The following is a 24,255-nucleotide window of genomic DNA, read 5'->3' on the forward strand; positions in this document are numbered from 1 at the left end:
ACGGATCATTCGCAACTGATCTTACGTTTTTTACTTTTGTCCCAACCTCTTGCTCTGCGGCTGAAAGCCTTTGTTACCGGCCTCGGCCTAAAAGGCCCACTGAATGGTTTTCCCTTTTGCACCACACTCACTCACTGATTCTAAAAGAATCTCTTACTTCTTCTTATTTTTCTCTCCAGTGAACGGATCAAATTCTTCAAATAAGGTTAACTGATCACTCATGTAATCCTCTCTTAGCTGATTTCTAATATATTCTTGAATTTGATTTTTATTTCTTCCCACTGTATCTATAAAGTAGCCTCTACACCAAAATTTGCGATTACCATATCTGTACTTTAAATTGGCATGTCGGTCAAAAATCATTAAGCTGCTCTTGCCCTTTAAGTACCCCATGAATTGAGATACACTTAATTTTGGTGGAATACTTACTAACATATGAATGTGATCTTTGCATGCATTAGCTTCGTGTATTTCGACTCCTTTCCTTTCACATAGTTCTCTCACTATTTCTCCGATACTTCTTTTATATTTTCCATAGATTATTTGCTTTCTATATTTTGGTGCAAAAACGAGGTGATACTTACATCTCCACTGTGTATGTGCTAAACTATTCTTGTCCTGCATTGGACATGCCTCCTTCTTTAGTGAGATTTGGTGGTCGGGAAACCAACCTTATCTTACCAGAAGAGAGGCTTTTTTGTGCCACCACGCTAGAAGCTCTATGGAACCCCCGGCATAGCCAGGGGTTTTCGAAGACCATAATCAAAACGAATGATCCCTTTATATATTGAATGGATCATTCGTTTTATTATGCTAGACGCTAACTCGTAGAGGAAAAAGGTAGTTTATCGAAGTTCATTTCGATATTTTCCAGGTGTAAGGCCTTCAATTCGCCGAAAGGACCTTATGAAATTTTGTGAGTTATTATATTTTAGTTTAGCAGCAATTTCCTTAACTGACATGTTGGTTTCAGCTAACCACTCTTTAGCTTTTGCGATACGATAAAGCAATAAGTATTCACTAAACGACCGATGGGTTTCTTTTTGAAAGATGTTACTTAAGTAATTAGGATTATAATGTAATTTAGATGCGATTATATCTAAGGAAATATCATGATCAAATTCATCTTGAATGATTTGAATAATTTTTTCGGATAATGTTTTATCTTCTGATTTTGTTCTAGCTTCGACTTTTTCAATTAAAGGATAAATGAATGTTTGAGTAAACCAATCCTTTATATCTGCCAACGTTTTTAGTTCAAAGAATTCAGTCAGGAATACTTGATTATCTTCTTGCGCTAATTCAACACCTAAGACTTGTTTTAATTCGATAAGATCGTAAAGGAAGCGGGTTAAGATGATTTGATAATAATTATGATGATGATCTTCTCTATTAATATACGTAAATAGTTTTTCTGATTCATGATCGGCTTTGGTTCGGTTGGCCAACTTAATGGCATCAAATAGTTTATATTTAATATTTTTCGGATAATCAATGAAAAGTTGACCACTTCTATTTAAATTATCGAAAAAAATCACCGATTCAGCTCCTACTTTAATTCGATATTTTAGTGCCTCAATGCTTTCATGATAAGCTTCTTTAGCCTCAATTAAATCTTTAAATGGTTGACTAATTCCAATGCTAATTGATAAACCAAAGATTCGCTTCACTTCTTTTTGAATATAGTTAGCCTTGTCATTAATGAAGCGCATATATTGCTGGTAATCATCATTATTGTTAATCAGAATCGTCGATTGGGTATGATTAATCACAACAGGTGTCAAACGCTTTTGACTATCAATGAGATCTTCAATAATATTATTAATTGCAAACAAAAGTAAGTCACTGTTACTTTTATCAAAAGAATGATTTTTTAATGTATCGATCTGTAAAGATAAAAGGGTAAGTTGTTTCCACACTCTTGGATAATTAAATGCGTTTAATTTAATCGGAATTTCATTTGCAGTAACTTTCCCTTGTAAAAGCCGAATGATAAAGAGCTGCTTAAGCTGACTAACTTGATTTTGCATCCTCACTTCTAAATGCTTGTTCTTATTAAGAAGTTGATTAATATGTGTTTCAATTAAACTAAATTCATTTTGATTCACTAACGACTGCTGTTGATGCTCCTCATTCGATTGTGAAACGAGCTCGTGAATGCGACGAATGGGTCGGTAAAGCTTTTTACTGCTAAGAATTGAGGCGATCAAGGACAACAGGAGAAGTATAGAGCAAATAATAAATGTTATCCAACCAATTGAACTGGAACGCTTGTTTAAATCACTTACTTTCACTAAAGAGAGATAAGTCCAATTGTTATAATCAGAATGAAGGTAAGTTACCTTATATGGGATATCATCAATAATATGATCAAATTGTCCTTCTTTTGCCTGGGATCTAATAGATGTGATAATTTGTTCAGGCATGGTAAAATTATCACCTATATAATTTGAATTAGAATGCGAGATAATTTGGTTGGCTTCATCTAAAATGAGAAAAGATTCAGCATCAACGCGTCTTTCCATGATTTCAGTCAGCGCACTACTTGGAATAAATACGGTAATAAGTCCGGTTTTTTCAGATGCTAATAAAGGTAACTTCTTTGCTAGATTGATATAATGTGAGCTTCGATGTTGCACAGTATGAGGCAAGCCAATTGTCTCATACTCTTCTAGTATCCATGTCGAATTGTCAGCTAATGAGAGATAATGATTGGTAATGGATTCCTTTGTTGATTGATCGATGTGCATCAGTCCATTATTGTTAATAAGCCAACCCTGTTCAAGACTGACGAGCACAATATCTTCAATACCCGTATCTAGTGTTTGGAGATGATTTAAATCTCTTTTTATGGTATCATAATCAGAAAAAGTTTCAGCTGATATTGACTCATGAATATATTGTTGCAATTGTGAGGTGCGGACAAAGTAAGTGATTGAGTGATCAATATTTTTTAAAACTTGTTCTACGTTTGTTTGAATTTGATAAATATTTTGCATCTTCTCTTGATTTGAATAATTTTGAATCGCTTGAGAGGATTGCCAATAAGAGAGAGTTCCCGTTATAATGACAGGAACAGTGCTGATCATTAATATAACGATCATCATTTTATAATAATGTTTAATTCGGCACCATTTCATGTTATCTACTCCTACACTTCAATTTTATTGACTAAGTATCAATTAAGAAAAGTTATAGTTAAGCTGACTTAACGGTTGTTTCCTGAGTCTGTAGGTTGTTAAAACTAAATTGAGCAAAAAAATCAACAATTGAAGCGCTTACGCTAAAGCTAAAAAATAATATTATACCAGGAAATTTCATTGAAAGATAATAAAATCCTAATAGACTTACAACCATTGCTGTTGTATGAAGTAAGTTAGCTAAGCCAATATGAATCGAATACGCTAAGTAACGCTTAAAAGTAAATTGATAGTGAACATAAACAGGGGCAATATAAAGCATTAAAATGATATATAGGGAAAGTGCAATAAAAGTAATCGCTAAGAAAAAAGGATATAAGCTAGTCTCTCTAATCAAACCTGCATAGGCGATATTACTATATAAGAGAACAGCGAAAACAAGAAGGACCGCCATTAGAGTATTACTTTTAATAAATTCTTGTTTATACGTGTAATAAAAAGTTTGAAAAATTGAGTCATCACTATTTTGGTGCAACCACTTTCGAATAACGGTAAACATACTTATTGTAGCAGGCATTATTCCAAATATAACCCCGCCTAATAAAACAAAAGCAACCCATAATAAATTAATATAGGCATAACGACTAATGATCACTGCAACATGATTAATGATACTTAATAAACGTTTGGTTTCCATTATATTCACCTACTATTTTATAAGATATCTATCGACATTATTATAACACTTCTGTATGATTATGGTAGAAAACTTCGGTAAATATTAATAATCATTAGTTAAGAACATTTGAAAGCGATTATCCTATATAATGATTATTCTAATGAATCATCATTGTTTGACTGATAAATAATTAATGATGTGAATGATTTATCATAATAAACCAACATATGTAAAAGTGATTATATACGAAATCAGGCTATTGCACTAATATTTACTATGCAATAGATTTTAAATTTGATTTGGAGGGTTGTAATGATGTTAAGTTGTCGTAAATTTGTAATGGGGTTAATGTTCGTGATGTTGGCAATGATTCTTTTAGCTTGCAATAATGAAAGCGCTTCCTCTGATGAGGTGGAAGGCGGTAATGATGAAGACCAGAGTATGGATGTTGGAGAAGAGGATCAAGAGCCATTTGCATTTACGATCATGGCTAATCTTCACACACCGGAAGTGCCAGCAGAGACGGTCTTAGAAGAAATAGAGCAGTTAACGAATACAGAAATAGAGATTCAATGGGTACCAGACAATAATTATGAAGATCGTTTGAATACGGCATTTGCTACGAATACACTACCTGAAGCAGTTTTTTTGAAAAATCAAAGCACATTTATTCAATTTCGTGACGCCATCCAAGATGGACAATTTTGGGAATTGGACCCGTATTTGGATCAATTTGAGAATTTACAGAAATTAAAAGATAATGTTCAGGATAATACACGAGTTGATGGGAAGTTGTATACGCTTTATCAGGGGCGTCCACTATCTAGACAAGGGATAATTTACCGCAAGGATTGGGCGGATTATTTGGGATTAGAAGCCCCAACCACCACAGAAGAATTTTTTGAAATGGCAAGAGCATTCACAGAAGATGACCCGAATCAGAGTGGTAGTGATAACACTTTTGGGATTACCGATCGTAATGACTTGATTTATGGTGCGTTTAAGACCGTTGCTTCATGGTTTAACACGCCTAATAATTGGGGAGAACGTGAAGGGGAACTTTTGCCGGAATTTATGTTTGATGAGTATTTTGAGACAATGGAATATTTTAAAGCATTACATGAAAACGGTTATATAAATCAGGACTTTCCTGTAACAAGCAAAGTAGACCAGCAAGAATTTTTTAAAAATGGCTCTGCTGGCATTTATATAGGATCGATGGGGGATGTCGTTAGTATATACAGTGACGCGGTAACGATAAACCCTGATGTTGAACTAGATGTTCATAATTATGTGGAAGGACCGACAGGGGAGTATGGTATTTGGTCTATTCCTGGCTATGGAAATTTGGTCATGTTTCCAAAAAGCTCAGTTGAAACTGAAGAGAAGTTATTGAAAATATTGGGTTTCTTTGATCAAATGATGACACCTGAGGTCATGAATTATGCATATTGGGGAATAGAAGACGTCCATTATGAAGTCATTGATGGGCGAGCATTACCGGTTGATGATACAGCATTGCTCGATCGTGAAGTTAGACCTTATCAAGCAATAGAAGTTGGTGAAGCTGAAACAAATGGTCGCTACGAAGGTTACTTCGATTATGAACCAAAAGCAAAATCTGAAGATTTATTTATTGATAATGAAAATTATTTAATAGAAGATCCGACAGTACCGCTTTATTCTGAAACGTTTACCAGAGATGGTGCAAGACTGGAACAAATTATTACAGATGCCACCTATCAGTATATTTTAGGCCAAATTGATCAAGCAGGTTTTGACGCCGCAGTAGAAAATTGGAAATCTCAAGGTGGTCAACAAATCATTGATGAATTTAATGAAAATTACAGCAATTAAGAAATGGTTGAAATGCCTGTCTTCCTATTAAGACAGGCATTTTATCCCTATATAGTCGTAGGAGGATAGGATAATCATTAGCACATATTAAAGAGAAAAATCGCTAAATTCCGAAATTAGAGGCGTCAAACTTATAAAATGATTATTTACTGTTATGGTGGGATCATTTAACTTTATCTTAAAGCTATATCTTTTATCAAAAGAAAGAAGAGAGGTTTTGCTTATGAGTAGTATTGTAGTACCAAAGTTAAAAGCCAAAAAAAAACTTAGTGCTGTTGATCGAAAGAGAAGGCGCTCAGAATTATGGAGACGAATTAAGCGAAATAAAATGATTTACTTGATGATTTTGCCTGGCATTATTTATTTTCTTGTGTATAGGTACCTTCCTATGTATGGTTTAATCATTTCTTTTCAAGATTACAAACCTTATTTAGGAATAACAGGTAGTCCTTGGGTAGGATTCACCCATTTTGAGCGTTTATTTACAAGTCCTGAATTTTGGACGATTTTTAGGAATACGTTAACTTTGTTTGCTTTACAAATTTTTGTTTATTTCCCTATCCCTATTATTATTTCCTTGATGTTAAATGAAGTACGTCATTCTTTATACAAGCGTGGAATCCAAACCTTGATTTATATCCCGCATTTTATGTCTTGGGTGGTTATCGTATCAATTAGCTTTGTGATGTTGACACTTGATGGTGGTATTATTAACTCTGTTCTAGAGAGCTTAGGCTTCGCCAAGATAAATTTTTTAATGAGTGCTGAGTGGTTCAGGCCGATTTATATTATTCAAGTCATTTGGCGCGAAGCAGGCTGGGGTACCATCGTTTTCCTTGCAGCTATAACAGCGGTTGATCCACAATTATATGAAGCGGCAAAGATTGATGGCGCTAATCGTTTCCGGCAAATCTGGCACATTACCTTGCCAGCGATCCGAAGTGTAATTATCGTTTTACTTATTCTTAAAATTGGGAATGTACTTGAATTAGGCTTTGAACATGTTTATCTCTTATTAAATGCGTCGAATCGTAATGTCGGTGAAATTTTTGATACTTATGTCTATGTGGCTGGACTTCAACAAGGACAATTTAGTTATAGTGCAGCTGTTGGCTTCTTTAAAGGGGTGGTCGGTTTAATTATGGTAGTAATTGCGAACCGCCTTGCTAAGGCATTCAATGAAGAAGGGATTTATTAATTTATATCAAGCTGAGGTGAAGAAAATGAAACAAAAAAATCAAGCAACTCGAATCTCTGTAGGGAGTAAAGTTTTCGATGTCATAAATTATACTTTACTTGGGTTAATTGGATTAATAACCATTTTACCATTTATCCATGTAGTTGGTAGTTCATTTGCCACGAGTGCCGAAATAGCCAGTACCCGATTTTTGTTATTCCCGACAAAGTTTACGCTTGATGCCTATCGTTTTATCTTTTCCACAGATACGATTTTTAGAGCATTAGGTATATCAGTATTCGTCACATTTGTTGGGACCATTTGGAGTATGTTTTTCTCGATATTGACTGCTTATGGATTATCTAGGCGTGATCTTGTTGGGCGTCGAGCGTTAAATTTTTTAATTGTGTTTACGATGTTATTTAATGGTGGGATGATCCCGACATTCCTCGTCGTTCAACAAACCGGTTTACTAAATTCTTTGTGGGCGCTTATTATTCCAGTGACAATCAATGCGTTTAATATGATTATATTACGTAGTTTTTTTATGAATTTGCCACAGGGATTAGAAGAATCAGCAAAGATAGATGGGGCAAGTGATTTTGGTATTTTGTTCCGTATTGTGATCCCCGTATCGTTACCATCCATTGCGACAATATCACTATTTTATGCGGTAACGTATTGGAATACTTACATGCATGCGATTCTTTATTTAAGTGATTCGACCAAATGGCCAGTTCAAGTTTTACTTCGTCAAATTGTCGTATTAGCAAGTGGGTTTAACTATGATGGTACGGCTTATACTGATGTGCCACCGCCAGAAGTTACGATTAAAATGGCCACCATTGTTGTTGCTACCGTGCCCGTTTTACTGGTATATCCATTTTTGCAAAAATACTTTGCTAAAGGGGCCTTACTCGGTTCAGTGAAAGGTTAGTTCAGAGAAATATGGCTGAGGAGGGAATAGAATGTTTGATTATATGGCAACAGATTTTAATATTATTGGTGATAATCAGACAGATAATACAGACGCAATAGCATGGTTAATTGATAAATGTGAAAAAGGTGGAGGGGGAACGATATACTTCCCTCCAGGCATTTATCGCACCGGTCCAATAAAGATGAAAAGTTATCTAACATTATATTTAAGTGCTGGGGCTAAGTTATTATTTGATGATAATTTCAACCGTTATCATCCCGTATATACAAGGTGGTCTGGGTATCAGTGCTATGCCTTTTCACCTCTTTTATATGGAGAAAATCTTGAGTATATCACAATCAAAGGTGAAGGCGTGATTGATGGCCAAGGCAAGAACTGGTGGTTAACCAATCAATTGCTCAAAACGGGAGCCTCTTATCAGAATCAGGTGACAAGACGATTAAATCAATTAAATCAAGATTTCACAGAACCGAACCAAACGAATATCGTTGAATGGCCTTCTCAATTTTTAAGACCAGCTCTTTTACAGTTGAACCATTGTAAACATGTAAAGTTAGAAGGCATCACATTACAAAATTCACCATTTTGGAATACACATCTGTTGTATTGTGATCAAGTCATCGTCGATGGATTAACAATATATAATCCTAAAGATACGCCAAATGGTGATGGTTTAGATATTGATTCCTGCCAACATGTGCGGATATCAAATTGTCACTTTGATGTGGGAGATGATTGTATTGCAGTTAAGTCTGGTATTAATGAAGATGGGCGGAAAATAGCGGTCCCTTCACAACACATTACCATTAGTAACTGCACCATGATTCATGGTCATGGTGGGGTTGTATTAGGCAGTGAAAATTCGGGAGGAATAAAGAATGTCACGATTAGTAACTGTATTTTTGTTGGTACCGATCGGGGGATTCGATTGAAAACAAATCGTGCGCGAGGCAGTTATATTAAGCAGGTTTTGGTTAACAACATTATCATGGAAAATTGCTTGTGCCCGATAGCGATAAATGCTTTTTATCGATACGGTGTCAATAGTGAAGATCCATTAATGACTATTGATCAACCGATACCTATAACTGAACGAACGCCTGAAATTGAGGATATTAAGCTAACGGATATTCTAGCTAAAGGAGTAAGGGCGGCGGCTGGATTTATTTATGGTCTACCAGAGATGCCGATAAAAAATATCATATTGTCCAATATCACTATTGATATGGCATTAATTGATGATGTAGAAGGTGGTGAACCTGATATGATTAAGGAGCCGATGATTGTTGCAGGTTCGGGCATTTATGGGAAATATGTTAAGGATTTTACATGTAGAGATTTACTGATAAATACAAAAAATGGACCTGCTCTTGAGGTTATTAGTGGCGAGAATATTACTTTAATGAATTTTCAAACAAATAACAAGCATGAATCAGTTCCTGTTGTTTCATTCCAATCGGTGTCAAATTATACAATTGAAGGCCAACAATATGAGCAACTCGGTCAAATGTATATCGAGTTAAATGAACGAAAGGATGGATAAAATGAAAACGTTTAAAAATCCGATTTTACCGGGTTTTTATCCAGACCCTTCGATCTGCAGAGTAGGCGAAGATTATTACCTTGTTACATCAACCTTTGAATATTTTCCTGGTGTTCCGATTTTTCATAGCAAGGATTTAGTTCATTGGAAACAGATAGGTCATATTTTGGATCGTCCTAGTCAATTAAACTTAGATTGCACGCCATGCTCCAAAGGGATATACGCCCCAACGATTCGTTATAATGATGGAATCTTTTATATGATTACAACTTTCGTAGAAAGCCAATGTGGTGAACGGCGAAACTTTTACGTTACCGCTACTGATCCAGCTGGTGATTGGTCAGATCCGATTTGGTTAAAAGGCGCTCCTGGTATTGATCCATCATTGTTTTTCGACGATGATGGTAAAGCTTATTACACAGGTAATCGCGTACCACCAGATGGTCAAGATTATTCAAAGCATAATCAAATCTGGCTACAAGAGCTTGATACCAATAAAAATGTGCTAATAGGTACGAGCTATGGATTGTGGGACGGGGCGTTAAAAAATGCTCATGCCCAAGAAGCACCACATCTCTATAAACGAAATGGCTATTATTATTTATTAATTGCAGAAGGCGGTACAGGATTCACCCATGCTGTGACGATTGCTAGAAGTCGATCGATAACAGGTCCTTATCAATCCGCTAAAACAAATCCAATTTTAACTCACCGTCATTTAGGCAGGGATTACCCGATAAGTAACGTCGGTCATGCGGATTTCGTAGAAACACAAAACGGTGACTGGTGGCTTGTTTGTTTAGCATCACGTCCTTATGGTGGTTTATACAGAAATTTAGGTCGGGAGTCTTTTCTAGCACCTGTTAGTTGGGAAGATGATTGGCCTGTAGTTAATCCGGGTAAGGGTGTGATTGATCCGGTTATGACTTTTCCAAGACTACCAGAACACCAATGGTCGAGTGTGCCAGCCTGTGATCATTTTGAAGATGAGGATTTGGCTGATTGTTGGAATTTCATTCGTACTCCTCGTGGCCAATTCTGGTCATTAACAGAGCGACCAGGTTATTTACGTCTTAAAGCTAAGTCGATCAAACTAACTGAGGAAGCTAATCCAGCTTTTATTGGTCGGCGCCAACAACATATATGTTTTAGTGCACAAACAAAGATGGAATACGTGCCAATTCAGGAACGTGAATCAGCAGGTATTGTCCTATTGCAGAACCATGATTATCATTTTCGATTTGAATATATGCGAATTGATCAACAATCATACTTAATGTTAACGCGACGGGAAGCTGGAGTTGATCAATGTTTATCTAAAATAAACTTAAATCTATCTATACTTTATTTAAAAGTAGAAGCTGATCAACAACGTTATTCTTTTTATTATGCTTTACAACCAAACAAATGGGAAATATTAGCTGAAGATATCGATGGAACCATATTAAGTACCGATAAAGCAGGCGGTTTTGTCGGTGCGTATATTGGTTTGTATATTAGCGGAAATGGGTCTGAAAGTGATAATTGGGCAGATTTTGATTGGTTCGAATATAGCGCGTTATATGATAAAGAGGGGGTATAAACATGAATGCATTTCAAGAAAAAACGGCTCTTGAATGGGCAGAATTAGCTTGTCGCAGCCTAATGAACAAATACGATTCAATTGAATTACCGCCTAAAAATCGTTGGCATTATCATCAAGGTGTATTCCTTTGGAGTATGTTAGATGTTTGGGAGCTAACTAATAATAACGATTATTATCAGTATGTTAAACGATATGTTGATGGATTGATTGATGCATCCGGTAATTTTTTATTCGCCCGAGGTGAACTCGATGCTATTCAAGCAGGTCTTTTATTATTTCCATTATATAAAGAAACAAACGACAAACGTTACTTTATCGCAGCTTCCAAGTTAAGACATCTATTAAACACTTTAAATCAGACGAAAGAAGGTGGCTTCTGGCATAAAGATCATTATCCTTACCAAATGTGGCTTGATGGCCTCTATATGGCAGGACCATTTTCAATTCAGTATGGTCAATGGCATGGAGAGCCTGAATTAATTGATTTGGTTCTTAAACAAGAACAACTAATGCGAAAGTATACGAAAGACGTGAAGTCAGGATTATATTATCATGGCTACGATGAAAGCAAAACAGCGACATGGGTAACTGAAGCGGGGCATGCACCTGAAATTTGGGGGAGAGCATTAGGGTGGTATGCGATGGTATTAACGCTTTTTCTTGATTTACTACCAAATGATCATTTGGAGCGACCAACGTTAAAGCGAGTCTTGGTTGAGTTAATCGAAGCATTAATTAAATACCGTGATCAAGAATCAGGTTTATGGTATCAAGTGGTTGATAAAGGTGATCAACAGGATAACTGGTTGGAAGCTTCTTGTTCTTGTTTGTTTATTTATACAATAGCAAAAGCGATAAATAAAGGTTATATTGGCAGTGATTACGTAGCAATGGTTGATGAAAGCTATCAATGTCTTATTAAGGAAAAGGTTAATTTTGATGGAAGAGGTCATCTATTATTGAAAGACATTTGCATTGGTACATCGATTGGAACATATGATTACTACATTAATAGAGAAACCTGTGTTAATGACTTACATGGTGTCGGTGCTTTTGTTTTAGCAAGCATTCAAATTGCACAATTACGTGGATTAAAAGGAAGTCTAGCATGAAATTAACAAGTCTACTGTTTCTATGTTTGATCGGATTGTTTGGGTGTGCTGAACATGAAGTCCAACACGTTTTACTATTTACTGAATTGGATTATAGTAACCAGGAACAAGTGATTGAAACATGGACGAATGATAGATTGATTCAAACATCCAAAGTTGATTTAAATGTCGAGATTATTCCACCGGTCTATGAACGTTTAATTATGGAAATTGCTGCTCATAATGGTGATTTACTGATTATCGATACTACTTTACTTACGTCGACAATTTTAGATCCAGAAGGTCTTGTGCCATTAGATGAAATTGTTAATCAGAATCAAGTAACAGAACACTTCACGGCTTTTCACAAGATCGAAAACAAAGACTATGTCTATGGGATTCAGCTAATAACTGAAGATCTTATTCCGTCAATCAGGGAAACCAAAGAATGGGTGGCTCTTGTTCCAATCTATGCTAATGACGTTAATCAATCGAAACAATTGCTAGCAACTTGGCTAGAATAAGCGAATAAGGGGGAGCGAAATGGTGAATATTTTTTTAATTGGTGATTCCACTGTAGCCAATTATCCTACTTATCAGTACCCACAAACAGGTTGGGGCCAAATTCTTGATTTGTTCTTTAATGATGAAGTTAACGTTCATAACTATGCTAAGTCAGGAGCAAGTACAAAAAGTTTTATAAATGAAGGTAGATTTGAGCAAGTAGAAGCGAGGTTTGAACCAGATGATTATTTATTTATTCAATTTGGTCACAATGATCAAAAGCAAGATCAAGAACGTCATACTGAACCTCACCTTGATTATACAACGAATTTAACCTATTTTGTAAAATCTGCGATCAAGAAAGGTGCGAAACCAATCTTAGTCACACCGGTAGCAAGAAGGCAGTTTAATCAGGTAGGGAACGTGGTCAATAGCCATGGGGAGTACACAAAGGCTGTCCGTAAATTAGCTAAAACTTTATCAGTACCGTTAATTGATTTGACTAAATTAAGTGCTAATCTATATGAAAGGTACGGAATCGAACAATCTAAGTTATTGTTTTTATGGGTTGATCAAGGTCGCTATGATTATTTTCCAGAGGGGAAAATCGATAATACACACTTTTCATTAGAAGGAGCCAAGCAGATCGCTCAATTAGTCATTGACGAACTTAAGTTATTAACTATTCCTTTAATTAAATACTTAAAGCTTTGGAATGAAAAGCCAGTATTTATTCCTTTTTCGATTGATGAACCGATCATCCCTGCGTATACTTGTTTCTTATCGGATTTTGGGGGGATAGCTGATGGTATCCATGATAATACTAAAGCTTTCCATCAAGCGATAAGTCATTGTGATCAGCAAGGTGGTGGCAAGATTATCATTGAAGATGGGATATGGCTAACAGGCCCCCTTAAATTGAAATCAAAGATTGAATTACATTTAAAACCAGGTGCAATTATTACCTTTTCACCGATTTTGGAAGACTATCCATTAATTAAATCGAGCTTTGAAGGTCAAGAAATGATGAGGTGTCAAGCACCTATCGATGGTGATAATTTAACAGATATTGCGATCACTGGAACGGGTATAATAGATGGAACGGGTCAATATTGGCGACCAATAAAAAAATGGAAAATGACTAATTATCAATGGGATAAAATCATTCAGAAAGGAGGAGTGGTGGATAAAGAAAGACAAGTATGGTGGCCAACAGAGAAAGCGAGAAACGGCGCGCGTTTGTTGGAGAATCAAGTGCTGTCACAATCGCTGACAGAATTAGACTATCAACAAATTAGGGATTATCTCCGCCCTAACTTGGTTAGCATCAGACGATCTAAACGGATCAAATTAAAAGATGTTACATTTCAAAATGCACCCGCATGGACGATTCATCCGTGGTTCTGTCAAAATGTTGTTATAGAAGGCGTTAAGATACGTAACCCTTGGTATGCACAAAATGGAGATGGTCTTGATATTGAATCTTGTTGCTATGTGTATGTGAATCATTGCCAATTTGATGTTGGTGATGATGCGATTTGTCTGAAAGCGGGTAGAGAAGCTGATAAAAAGCAAATGCCTTGTCAACATGTTTTAATTGAAAACTGTCGTGTTTTTCATGGTCATGGAGGTTTTGTGATTGGTAGTGAAATGTCAGGAGACGTAAGAGATGTTAAAGTGCGTTCATGCCAATTCATTGGAACGGATAAAGGGATTCGTATCAAATCGAAGAAAGGGAGAGGAGGTGTCATTGAATATATTCAACTTGAAAAAATCAACATGTTTAATATTGAAGGTGAAGCCATTAGTATTCGGATGGATTATACACATGAAAAGGAACCAGCAGATCCAAGGCATAATCATCTTGTGCCCTTAACTCGCCACATTTGGATGGAAGAAATTTTAGTGAGTGGTGCCAATAAGTTAGTAAACATGATTGGATTACCAGAACAGCCACTAGTTGATATAACGATAAGAAAGCTGACCGGAACAGCTGATAAAGGGATCCAGTGCATAAATAGTCAATTTATTTCATTCATAGATATTAAAAGTTTTTTAAATACAGCAACTTGGTGTAGTCTAATTGATGTTAACCATCTATCTATTGAATCGGTTACTGGCAACCTTGATCAATCCAACCAAATTGAAATAGCTGGTGAATCAAATCGAATAACCTATCCTCAAGTGTTTAAAACAAAATAAATCTATACGATTAAAATACTAATCTAGCACATGAATGCCGAGTATTTAATTCTGGTATCATTTTAACAGGGAAATGTACATCATTTTTATCATTTAATAAATTGATGAGATGTTTTACAATAGTTATAGCGAGCTTATCCATTGAAACGCCGACGGATGTTATCGGTTTTTCTAAGTGAGCCATTTGAGGGATATTGTCATAACCTATGATAGAGATGTCTTCTGGTATTACGTACTGGTGTTCTTTTAAACCGCGAACAATACCACCACTCAATTCATAGCTTCCACTAATGATTGCACTCTCTAATTGCTTTTGGTTTAGACAATCTTTAATGGCTTGATACCCATTAAACCAATCTAAACCATGAGTATTAATGATGGCATGGTCTCCAATGGGAAGTCGATATTTTTCTAGTGCCTTGATAAATCCTTGCTGTTTCTCATATTGAAAAGGGTCATTTGAATCTAAGTCCCCGATAAATTGGAGGCGAGAATGACCGAGTTTAACTAAATGATCAACCGCTTTATCCATTGCTAAACGATGATTAGCATCAATGATAGGATAGGATTTATTGGGATGATATATGCCATAGGTAATAATAGGAATAGACAAAGAAAGAGGTGGTACGGGATCGACCCCTTCAAAAATAATTAAACCATCAACTTGAAAACGCTTAAATGTATCGAGTGCTTTCAGAAGTGAATCGACAGACAGAATCATAGCATATCCTTGCTGTTCTAATTCTTCTCGAATTAGACTAACTAGTTGAGCTGGAACAGTACGGGCAATAGTAGGCCAGATCAGACCAATGGTATTGGTGCGTTTTTTCACGAGGTGTTGGGCTGCAAAATTCGGTTGATAACCTAATGTGCGTGCAATTTCAATTATTTTAAGCTTTGTATCAGGTTTAACAAGTGGACTATCATTCAACGCTTTCGACACGGTTGAATAGCTAACGCCAGCTTGTTGAGCAATATCTTTTATCGTAATTCCCATGAAATCCACCTTCGCTTGTCCTTTTATCAACATCATTTAATGCTTATTTAGAACTTAATGTACCATAATCATCTAATAATTGCATCTATGACAGGTGTACATATAAAAAAGGAGTGTAATGGAATGAAACCATTTATGGATGAAGACTTTTTACTGAAAAATGAACTTGCTAAAGTACTGTTTCATGATTATGCAAAAGCAATGCCTATTATTGATTATCATTGCCATTTAAGTCCTGCTGAGATTTATTATAACCGTAGCTATAACAACATAACAGAAGTATGGTTACATGGTGATCATTATAAATGGCGTGCAATGCGTGCAATGGGAATTGAGGAGCTGTATATAACTGGTGAAGCGGATGACTATGATAAATTTTGTGCTTGGGCTAAGACGGTTCCTCAGTTAATTGGAAATCCTTTGTATCATTGGACACACCTAGAATTACAACGTTTTTTTAATACACATGAGATACTTAATGAGCATACTGCTCCAATCATATGGGAAAAAGCCAATCAACAATTAATTGAAGGACAATTAAAAGTTAGAAACCTTATTGAGATGTCAAATGTTGAAGTTATTTGTACAACAGATGATCCGATAGATGATTTGCATTTTCATAATGAATTAATGAAAGATCAAACGTTTGATGTAAGTGTAAGACCAAGTTTTCGTCCAGATAAGGCGCTGGCCATTGACACAGAACATTTTTTACCTTGGTTAGAGCAATTATCAAACATTACTAAAACAAAGATAACAACATTTCAAGATCTTTTGCATGGGCTTGTAAAAAGAATGGATTATTTTCATCGTCATGGCTGTCGTTTATCAGACCATGGGTTAGATCAATTTAATAACGTGCTGGCTACAGAGCAAGAAGCTTCCCGTGTATTTGACAAGGCGTTAGTTCAAGAGCAGATAGCTAAGGCTGAAGCCGATCAATTTAAGTCCTATTTGCTGACTTTCTTGGCCATGCATTATAAGCAGCGTGGGTGGGCGATGCAATTGCATATCAACGCACTTAGAAACAATAATAACAGAATGTTAGACAAACTCGGTCCAGATACAGGTTATGACGCCATTAATGATCACCTGATTGCTAAGCCTCTAGTATCCTTTTTTGATCGTTTAGAAAAGGATGGACAACTGCCTAAAACGATTGTTTACTCACTAAATCCAAATGATTTACCGATATTGGCAACAGCAATTGGTAGTTTCCAAGGGGAAGGTATAGCTGGAAAAATGCAACTAGGTACAGCATGGTGGTTTAATGATACAAAGCAAGGTATGCTTTCACAAATGGAGGCGTTAGCTAATGTAGGTGTTTTGGGTAATTTTATTGGCATGTTAACAGATTCAAGAAGTTTTCTCTCGTTTCCAAGGCATGAATACTTTCGAAGAATTATGTGTCAGATGATTGCTCAATGGGTAGAAGATGGCGAGTATCCAGCTGAAAAGGAACAGCTTGGGGGAATAGTAAGAAATATTTGTTACAATAATGCCAAAAGATACTTTCAGTTTTAATTAAAGGAGGACAAAAGTAAAAAGAATCAAAGGCGAATGGGGTGGTTTTAATTGCAAGGGTACCGCCTTTGATTCTCTTGGTTTTTTCCGTGTTCCTGCTAATAATGCTCGAAAGTTAGCGGACTAAATCATTTATTATTATGTGAAAATAACAACAAAAGCTATCAGTTGTTAAGGTTAGTATTTAACAAGAAAACAACTTAATATTATAGTATATTTCTTTATTACATTTGAACTTAAAACTAAAAAAATAAAATAAAAAAATGATCAACTATTCACAATTTGTTCATAGACTTTTAAGAGTTTTATGTTAATATAGTATGTGAACAGTGTCACAATAGATAGATAATTTAGGAGGAGAAAGACTATGAAAAAATTGATGACGTTATTAATGATGGTGCTAATCATTGGATTGTTAGCGGCGTGTGGTGCAGATGATGATACAGCAGGTGATACAGAAGAAGATACTGATGCAACAACAGGTGCAACACAAGTTGTCGTTGAAGATGAAGAGTCATTACTATCAGGTGTGTCTAACGACGGTGCATGGATTGTTATTTTCGAAGGTGACTTAGAAACAAGTGAAGAATTAGTTCTTACTGGTGGTTTTGAGAACAATGATGAACCAGCTCGTAAACTTGCTCTTTATACTCAAGATGAAGATCGCGTAATTATCGATCAGTTTACGTTAACTGCACCGAGTATCACAATAGAAAATGAAAATACACGCATTCAAGGCGGTACATTTGCAGGTGATGTTTACGTAAAAGCTGATGGATTCTCTATTCCAGATGGTACTATTGATGGAAACGTGTACTTTGCTAGTGAAGAATATCAAGAGTCAGCAGATTTAACTGGTGGAACCGTAACAGGAACTGTAGAAGTTGAATAATTAAGCTTTTTAAAAAAAGATTGATACAAAAGTAAATAGAATAGAAGAAAAGACGAATGATCATTCAATAATAGAATGTTCATTCGTCTTTTCTGTTAGTTGTGATAAAACGAATATTAGTTTCCGTAAAACACCCACCTCACTCAATTTGCTCTACTCTCTACTTTAAGATAGGTGATTTATGGACGGTTATCTATAATAAAATCGAGCGAATGCGAGTTGTGAAGCTGCAAACAAGTGTAAGAAATACGATCTTAAAGCAACACGTCGTGCACCTCAGTTTTAATTAAAGCTGATGAAGAAACACCTAATTTTCTCTAATAGTCTGGCTATAACATTTATAATACAATTACGACATTCAGCAAATTACTCATTCTTTTATTGATTAGATGGTAATGAAATGAATTCTTCAAAATTATTACTTTTTATAAATGGCTATTTCCAAGTAACCTTTAAATTAAAAGTCCTAGCTATTCTTATACATTACTAAGACTTTCTCTAACTCGTTAATTATTCGCTGTATTAAAGGTTCTGGTGAGACTACTTTAATATGTTTACCCATTTTACTTAGTAAAGAGGAAATAAAATTCAAATCCTTTTCATTCACATAAGTTTCAAAGTGATACATATCATCGCTTATGAGGGAAATCGTTATGCTATCCCAAAGATGATTCTTTAGCATATTGAGACCTCTCTCCTGACAATGAATTTCTATTTTAACTTTATTATCAGGACGAAACATATACTTTTGAAAGTTATCCATCGTTATCTTTGGTATTTCTTTCATTTCAGTTATTTCTTGAAGTTCATTAATTTTTTCTATATTTAGAATCTTGGTATAGTTCATCGATTCATTTGTAATAACCATATACCAAAGTCCATTTTTAAAAAGAAAGCCGATGATGAAATAAAGTCCGTTCATTTTTCTATCAGCATAAATAATATGTAGCCATTTCTTTTTAGCCATAACTTGAATAAAAGGAGTTACATCAAACTCGCTCTTATTTACATGGATATGATGGTACTTCACTTTATTTTTAAAGAAAGTAATGCTATTCCTTTGTTCAGCAGTAGAATTGGTGTATATTTTATGAAAAATATCTTCATAAGTGGTGCTGAATGGCAGAGAATTCATATTCGAAATGCTGGTTAAGGCAAATATCAAAGCGTTACTTTCCTCATTCGTTAAATCAATTTTTGTCAAATTTCTTTCTCGGATGATTCGGTATCCCCCGTGTTTTCCGGTTCCACTATATATGGGCACGCCAAGCATTTCCATTTCTTGAATATCTCGTAATGCTGTTCTCCTTGAAATATTAAATTTCTCCATCAAATCAGAGAGGTTGAAGACGGTCTTTGTATTGACAAAGTGAATCATATGATATAACCGCATTGATTTTTTCATACAAAATTCTCCTTAAGGTGCCGTAAAGTGGCACCATTTAATTTTATACTTGTATTATATCAAAATGATAAGGAGGATTTATAATGGCGTTTGAAGTATCGCCCTATTTTTTAATAACAACCGATGCAGAAGAAGCACGATTGTTTTATGAAGAAATTTTTAATGCAACAATAGTCTATATGCAAAGGGTGAAAGACAGACCAGAACAAGCCAAGAAAGGTATTTCTGAAGATGATTACAATCGAATTGACCAATCTGTATTACAATTTGGGAACATTAAAATAATGCTGGCTGATGATACAGAGGGTCTTCCTATTACGGAAGGTACTAATGTTTCTATTTGTCTTACCTTTAATACAGCGGAAGAAACAAAAGCTATCTATGACAGAATGATTGAAAAAGGCTCAAGCATATTAAGAGAATACACAGACGATTTTTATACAGAAGGTTATGGGTATGTAAAAGATCCGTTCGGAATATGTTTCCATTTATTTACGAAAAGGCGAGTATGAATTAATTTGATTGGCATGAAAATTTATCACTGGTGCAGTATTGCACGGGAAAATGGCATGGCATTGTCATTATGAGTATCTTAAAAAATGAAAACAATCAATGATCAAAATTCCTCTTTGTCGTATTTAAATGACAAGGGGGTATTTTAATAATGCTTAGGTAAGAATATGATATTTGATAAATAAATGTTGATTTATCAACGTTATTAGAGGTTGTATTAAGAGATGAACGCTGAAACAAGGTCTCTACACCTTTTATCGAAGAGTAGAAGCAAGCCCATTAAAGGAGTTTCACCGAGCCATTCAACCATACCAATAGAAACGAACGTTTTTTTAAAAAAATATATTAATGTTAACATTTTGACTTGATTAGGTGTGTTTTTTTTGTTATATTATCTTTGTTCATAAGTTTTTAACGATAAACAAGGCAATGCGTAACTGGCGTACACGGATTAACCGTGAGGAAGCGTATTGTAATATATAGCCGTTCGCCTGGGCAGAGGTAAGGAGTTTAACTCCTTACCTCTTTCTGCTTTTTAAAGGAGGGGAGCTAATCTATTTAGGCGAGAGATAACGGACACCGATGTCCTGACTCATTCAACTGCCAAACAGTGGGAAAAGAACAAAAAGCCATTGCTTGAAGGTTCGTCTGGTTGTTATTAATTAAAGTAGGGGGATTTATAATGGGGACGGCAATTATTAATAAAAAACAATCGATTCAGACATTAAATATCATTTCAGAGAAAGGTTTGGAATTTTTAAAAGATGATTTTTTTATAGATGAGCAAGTACAAGATCCAGAAGCAATTATGTTAAGAAGTTATAACATGCATGATATGGAATTTGGTTCGGGTTTGAGAGCAATTGCTAGAGCTGGAGCAGGTGTAAATAATATACCAATTGAAAAGTGTACAGATTTGGGTATTGTGGTATTTAATACACCGGGAGCAAATGCCAATGCAGTTAAAGAATTAGTGTTGACCACTTTAATGGCATCATCTCGTCAATTATTTGACGGGATTGCTTGGGCACGTACATTGGAAGGGCAAGGAGAAGCTATACCTAAATTAGTTGAATCAGGTAAGAAGCAATTTGTTGGTAAAGAGGTTAGAGGGAAAACATTAGGGGTAATTGGTTTAGGAGCTATCGGTGCACGTGTGGCTAATGATGCACTTGAGTTAGGCATGGACGTGATTGGCTTTGATCCTTTTATCTCTATTGATATGGCATGGGAATTATCAAGATCGATTAAACGTGTCTTATCAATTGAAGAATTGTTTGCTAAGGCAGACTATATTACGATACATGTGCCATTAACTGAGGAAACAAGAGGAATGTTTAATCGTAAGACAATGCAGTTGATGAAAGACAATGTGTTTATTCTGAATTTTTCACGTGATCAACTCATTAATGATCAAGATATGGCAGATGCTTTAGCTACAGGTAAAGTTGGAAAATATATAACTGATTTTCCTAATGAAACTGTCTTAAATATGGAAAATGTCATTCCGATTCCACATCTTGGGGCTTCTTCAAAAGAATCTGAAGAAAATTGTGCGATCATGGCGGCTCGACAACTAAAAGACTATCTTGAAACAGGTAACATAAGTAATTCTGTCAATTTCCCAAATGCTAACCTTCCTTATACGGGGAAAACGAGGTTAACTGTCTTTCATCTAAATGTGCCTAATATGGTTGGTCAGATTACGAGTATATTATCAGACTTTCATTTAAACATTGCAGATATGGTTAATCGCGGAAAACAGGAGCATGCTTATACCATTATTGACATGGAAGATAAGGTGGAACATAAGAAGCTGTCAGAAATAGAAATGAAATTAAAGACAGTCGAAGGAATCGTTATGACAAGATTTATTTAATACTGGAGCTAGTAAAAGCCACGAGGAAGCGTTCAGTCCAAACGCTTCTCGTGGTCTTATTTTTTACTGGAAAATGAACCAGCTACGTTGAGTAGCCTGGCTAAATCAGGTTGATCATGAAATACTACCCATAAAGCTTTTCATCCTTTGGTTTGTCGGGTTTTATAAGTTTCAGATCAAATAAATTGAGCAGTGATTAACGGCGTGTTAAGATGTTGGAAATACGATACAAAAGGAAGTGAAGTTATGATGCGTCTTAATATCCCTTTGTCTGTCTTAAATTTGGCGCCAATTAGACAAGGAGAAGATCAAAAGCAAGCGATTGATGCAATGGTTGAACTGGCACAGGCGACTGAACAAATGGGTTATAGTCGTTATTGGATTGCCGAGCATCATAATACACCAACGTTAATGAGTTCTGCGACAGCTGTGCTTATTAATCATACGTTAGCAAACACAAAGACGATCCGGGTTGGGTCTGGGGGGATTATGCTTCCAAATCATGCGCCTCTCATTGTAGCCGAGCAATTCGGAACAATGGCTGTTCTCTATCCAGATCGGGTTGATTTGGGGCTAGGCCGAGCTCCTGGTACAGATATGTTGACAGCATCTGCGCTAAGACGATCAACTGGTAAGGACTCTGTCTACACGTTTCCAGATGATGTAGATACCTTACTGAAATATTTTGGTCCACTTGAGCAGCAAGGACATGTAAAAGCACATCCTGGTGTTAATACGGATATTCCGCTTTATATATTAGGCTCATCGACTGATTCAGCTAGATTAGCGGCTAAGAAGGGATTGCCCTATGCTTTTGCTAGCCATTTTGCTCCGCAGCATATGGCCGAAGCTATTCAGATTTACCGACAACAGTTTGTGCCATCTCGTTTCTTGAAGGAACCCTATATGATTGTTTGCTTAAATGTTATTGCTCAAGAGAGCGATGAGCAGGCTAAGTATGAAATGACATCGATGCAGCAATTTTTCTTAAATGTTGTAAGAGGTTCAAGTCAGCCTTTAAGTCCGCCAGTTGAAGATATGGACGAGGTTTGGACGGCACATGAGAAATATGCCGCAACCTCAATGTCGAGTTACTCTCTGGTTGGCAGTCAGGCATCTGTTCGCCAACAGCTGATTGATTTTCAAGACCAATTTGATGTTGATGAGGTGATGGCCATTTCTTATATATATGATCGAGAAAAACAAAAACGGTCATATCAATTACTTAAGGATATTGTCGATAACGCTTAATCGGTTGAATGTATAAAAGTGATTTAATAAACTGATTGCAGGATATGATGAAATGAATAACTAGCGATTTCATTAATGAGGATCAAATAGACATATTTTCTGTTACCTAGGCTGGATGCATACTGATATAGGTGGGAGGCAAGCGTCATTAGATCCCCATCAATCAGCTGAAACCATTTATCAACTCATGACAAAGCGGCCCGAGTAAGATGGACTGTTACATTATTGATTATAAGGGAAGTGCAAGGAATATTTAATTTAGCGACCTGAAAAAGTCCGGTTTAAAAAACATTTATAATGCAAGAGCAAATAAGTGGACGATATCTCAAATTCGAGATATAATATATTTATCTTGAACTTGAGATTAATTTCAGAGGAGGCGTTAAGATGTTGAAAATAGGTATTATTTTAGGTAGTGTAAGAGAAGGAAGAAATGGCGAGCAGGTTGCGAAATGGGTGTGCGATTTCGCTGAAAACAGAGGTGATGCAGATTATGAGTTGGTTGACTTAAAGGATTACAATCTCCCACTCTTAGGTGCATCGGTTCCTGAAAATGATCGCGTACAAGTAACAGAGGTTATTGATGCGTGGAAAGAAAAAATCGCATCATTTGATGGATACATCTTTGTTGCACCAGAATATAATCATGCCGTTGGAGGCGCACTAAAAAATGCGTTAGACTATCTAAATCCAGAGCTTAACGATAAAGCAGCAGGTTTTGTAGGTTATGGTAGCTTAGGCGGCGTACGCTCACATGAGAATTTACGTCTTATACTAGGTGAGTTACAAGTTGCTGATGTACGTACAGCGTTAACCTTCTCGTTAATGAGTGATTTTGAAAATTTCTCTGTTTTTAAGCCTGCAGATTACCACGCAGCTAATGCCAGTGAACTATTTGATCAAGTGATAAAATGGAGTGGCGCATTAAAAGCTATTCGATGAACAAAACGAGGCCGGGACATAACAAAATATGCTCTCCAAATACGAATGATGTTAGAATGTGTAGGTTTATCACATACCCGCAGAGGAAATATACTCCCTTTCTGCGGGCACGGCTTCAGCTAATTCAGTAAAGC

At 35.9% G+C, this 24,255-nt stretch carries 19 protein-coding genes and 1 riboswitch; of the genes, 14 read left to right on the top strand and 5 right to left on the bottom strand.

The annotated features are described in order from the left end of the window. Positions 1-153 precede the first annotated feature (153 nt). The 3 genes from tnpA to B494_RS0108700 form a co-directional block, all read right to left on the bottom strand. Positions 154-624, bottom strand: a complete 471-nt coding sequence (gene tnpA / locus B494_RS0108690) for an IS200/IS605 family transposase (protein WP_017472004.1) — start codon at positions 622-624, stop codon at positions 154-156. 221 nt (positions 625-845) lie between these two features. Beyond that, positions 846-3,140 carry an AraC family transcriptional regulator gene (locus tag B494_RS0108695; RefSeq protein ID WP_017472005.1) on the bottom strand — a complete coding sequence of 765 codons (2,295 nt, stop codon included), beginning with the start codon at positions 3,138-3,140 and terminating at the stop codon, positions 846-848. Positions 3,141-3,198: 58 nt separating this feature from the next. Continuing rightward, on the bottom strand, positions 3,199-3,837 hold the full coding sequence (locus B494_RS0108700) for a YesL family protein (protein WP_017472006.1): 639 nt from the start codon (positions 3,835-3,837) through the stop codon (positions 3,199-3,201). A 297-nt stretch (positions 3,838-4,134) separates the two neighbouring features. On the opposite strand from B494_RS0108700, the gene B494_RS0108705 reads away from it, so the two are divergent. The 8 genes from B494_RS0108705 (at position 4,135) to B494_RS19160 (ending at position 14,718) form a co-directional block, all read left to right on the top strand. Beyond that, entirely contained in the window at positions 4,135-5,676 is a 1,542-nt protein-coding gene (locus B494_RS0108705) for an extracellular solute-binding protein (protein WP_017472007.1), read from the top strand. Positions 5,677-5,899: 223 nt separating this feature from the next. Then, entirely contained in the window at positions 5,900-6,874 is a 975-nt protein-coding gene (locus tag B494_RS0108710; protein WP_017472008.1) for an ABC transporter permease, read from the top strand. Positions 6,875-6,899: 25 nt separating this feature from the next. Continuing rightward, positions 6,900-7,790, top strand: coding sequence for a carbohydrate ABC transporter permease (locus B494_RS0108715; protein WP_026065200.1), 891 nt, complete (start codon positions 6,900-6,902; stop codon positions 7,788-7,790). A 31-nt stretch (positions 7,791-7,821) separates the two neighbouring features. Then, positions 7,822-9,336: a glycoside hydrolase family 28 protein gene (locus B494_RS0108720; RefSeq protein ID WP_017472010.1), complete on the top strand. Its 1,515-nt coding sequence runs from the start codon at positions 7,822-7,824 to the stop codon at positions 9,334-9,336. A gap of 1 nt (position 9,337) precedes the next feature. Further along, entirely contained in the window at positions 9,338-10,918 is a 1,581-nt protein-coding gene (locus tag B494_RS0108725) for a glycoside hydrolase family 43 protein (protein WP_017472011.1), read from the top strand. A 2-nt stretch (positions 10,919-10,920) separates the two neighbouring features. Continuing rightward, positions 10,921-12,033: a glycoside hydrolase family 88/105 protein gene (locus B494_RS0108730; RefSeq protein WP_017472012.1), complete on the top strand. Its 1,113-nt coding sequence runs from the start codon at positions 10,921-10,923 to the stop codon at positions 12,031-12,033. Next, positions 12,030-12,536 (top strand): hypothetical protein, encoded by a 507-nt coding sequence (locus B494_RS0108735; protein ID WP_017472013.1) that lies wholly within the window; start codon positions 12,030-12,032, stop codon positions 12,534-12,536. Before B494_RS0108730 ends, B494_RS0108735 begins: the two co-directional genes overlap by 4 nt. A 19-nt stretch (positions 12,537-12,555) precedes the next feature. Continuing rightward, entirely contained in the window at positions 12,556-14,718 is a 2,163-nt protein-coding gene (locus B494_RS19160) for a glycosyl hydrolase family 28 protein (RefSeq protein WP_017472014.1), read from the top strand. A 10-nt stretch (positions 14,719-14,728) separates the two neighbouring features. On the opposite strand, the gene B494_RS0108745 is transcribed toward B494_RS19160, so the two are convergent. Further along, positions 14,729-15,715 carry a LacI family DNA-binding transcriptional regulator gene (locus B494_RS0108745; protein ID WP_017472015.1) on the bottom strand — a complete coding sequence of 329 codons (987 nt, stop codon included), beginning with the start codon at positions 15,713-15,715 and terminating at the stop codon, positions 14,729-14,731. Between the two features lie 123 nt (positions 15,716-15,838). Here B494_RS0108745 and uxaC point away from each other — a divergent pair, with 123 nt between their 5' ends. Next, positions 15,839-17,239: a glucuronate isomerase gene (uxaC, locus tag B494_RS0108750; protein ID WP_017472016.1), complete on the top strand. Its 1,401-nt coding sequence runs from the start codon at positions 15,839-15,841 to the stop codon at positions 17,237-17,239. Between the two features lie 367 nt (positions 17,240-17,606). After that, the gene (locus tag B494_RS0108755) at positions 17,607-18,131 is read left to right on the top strand and encodes a hypothetical protein (RefSeq protein ID WP_017472017.1); all 525 of its coding nucleotides are present in this window, start codon (positions 17,607-17,609) and stop codon (positions 18,129-18,131) included. Positions 18,132-18,597: 466 nt separating this feature from the next. Here B494_RS0108755 and B494_RS0108760 read toward each other — a convergent pair whose 3' ends face one another. Beyond that, positions 18,598-19,536, bottom strand: a complete 939-nt coding sequence (locus B494_RS0108760) for a helix-turn-helix transcriptional regulator (protein WP_017472018.1) — start codon at positions 19,534-19,536, stop codon at positions 18,598-18,600. 83 nt (positions 19,537-19,619) lie between these two features. Between B494_RS0108760 and B494_RS0108765 the strand changes: the two genes are divergently transcribed. From B494_RS0108765 to B494_RS0108780, 4 genes are all read left to right on the top strand, one after another. Continuing rightward, on the top strand, positions 19,620-20,048 hold the full coding sequence (locus tag B494_RS0108765) for a VOC family protein (RefSeq protein WP_017472019.1): 429 nt from the start codon (positions 19,620-19,622) through the stop codon (positions 20,046-20,048). A gap of 424 nt (positions 20,049-20,472) precedes the next feature. Further along, positions 20,473-20,553: riboswitch (ZMP/ZTP riboswitch) on the top strand. A gap of 178 nt (positions 20,554-20,731) precedes the next feature. Then, positions 20,732-21,928: a 3-phosphoglycerate dehydrogenase family protein gene (locus tag B494_RS0108770; protein ID WP_017472020.1), complete on the top strand. Its 1,197-nt coding sequence runs from the start codon at positions 20,732-20,734 to the stop codon at positions 21,926-21,928. A gap of 246 nt (positions 21,929-22,174) precedes the next feature. Then, on the top strand, positions 22,175-23,179 hold the full coding sequence (locus B494_RS0108775) for an LLM class flavin-dependent oxidoreductase (RefSeq protein ID WP_017472021.1): 1,005 nt from the start codon (positions 22,175-22,177) through the stop codon (positions 23,177-23,179). Positions 23,180-23,566: 387 nt separating this feature from the next. After that, positions 23,567-24,121 (top strand): NADPH-dependent FMN reductase, encoded by a 555-nt coding sequence (locus B494_RS0108780; protein WP_017472022.1) that lies wholly within the window; start codon positions 23,567-23,569, stop codon positions 24,119-24,121. Positions 24,122-24,255: the final 134 nt, after the last annotated feature.

The organism is Amphibacillus jilinensis Y1 (assembly GCF_000306965.1).
Classification (GTDB): Bacteria; Bacillota; Bacilli; order Bacillales; family Amphibacillaceae; genus Amphibacillus_C; species Amphibacillus_C jilinensis.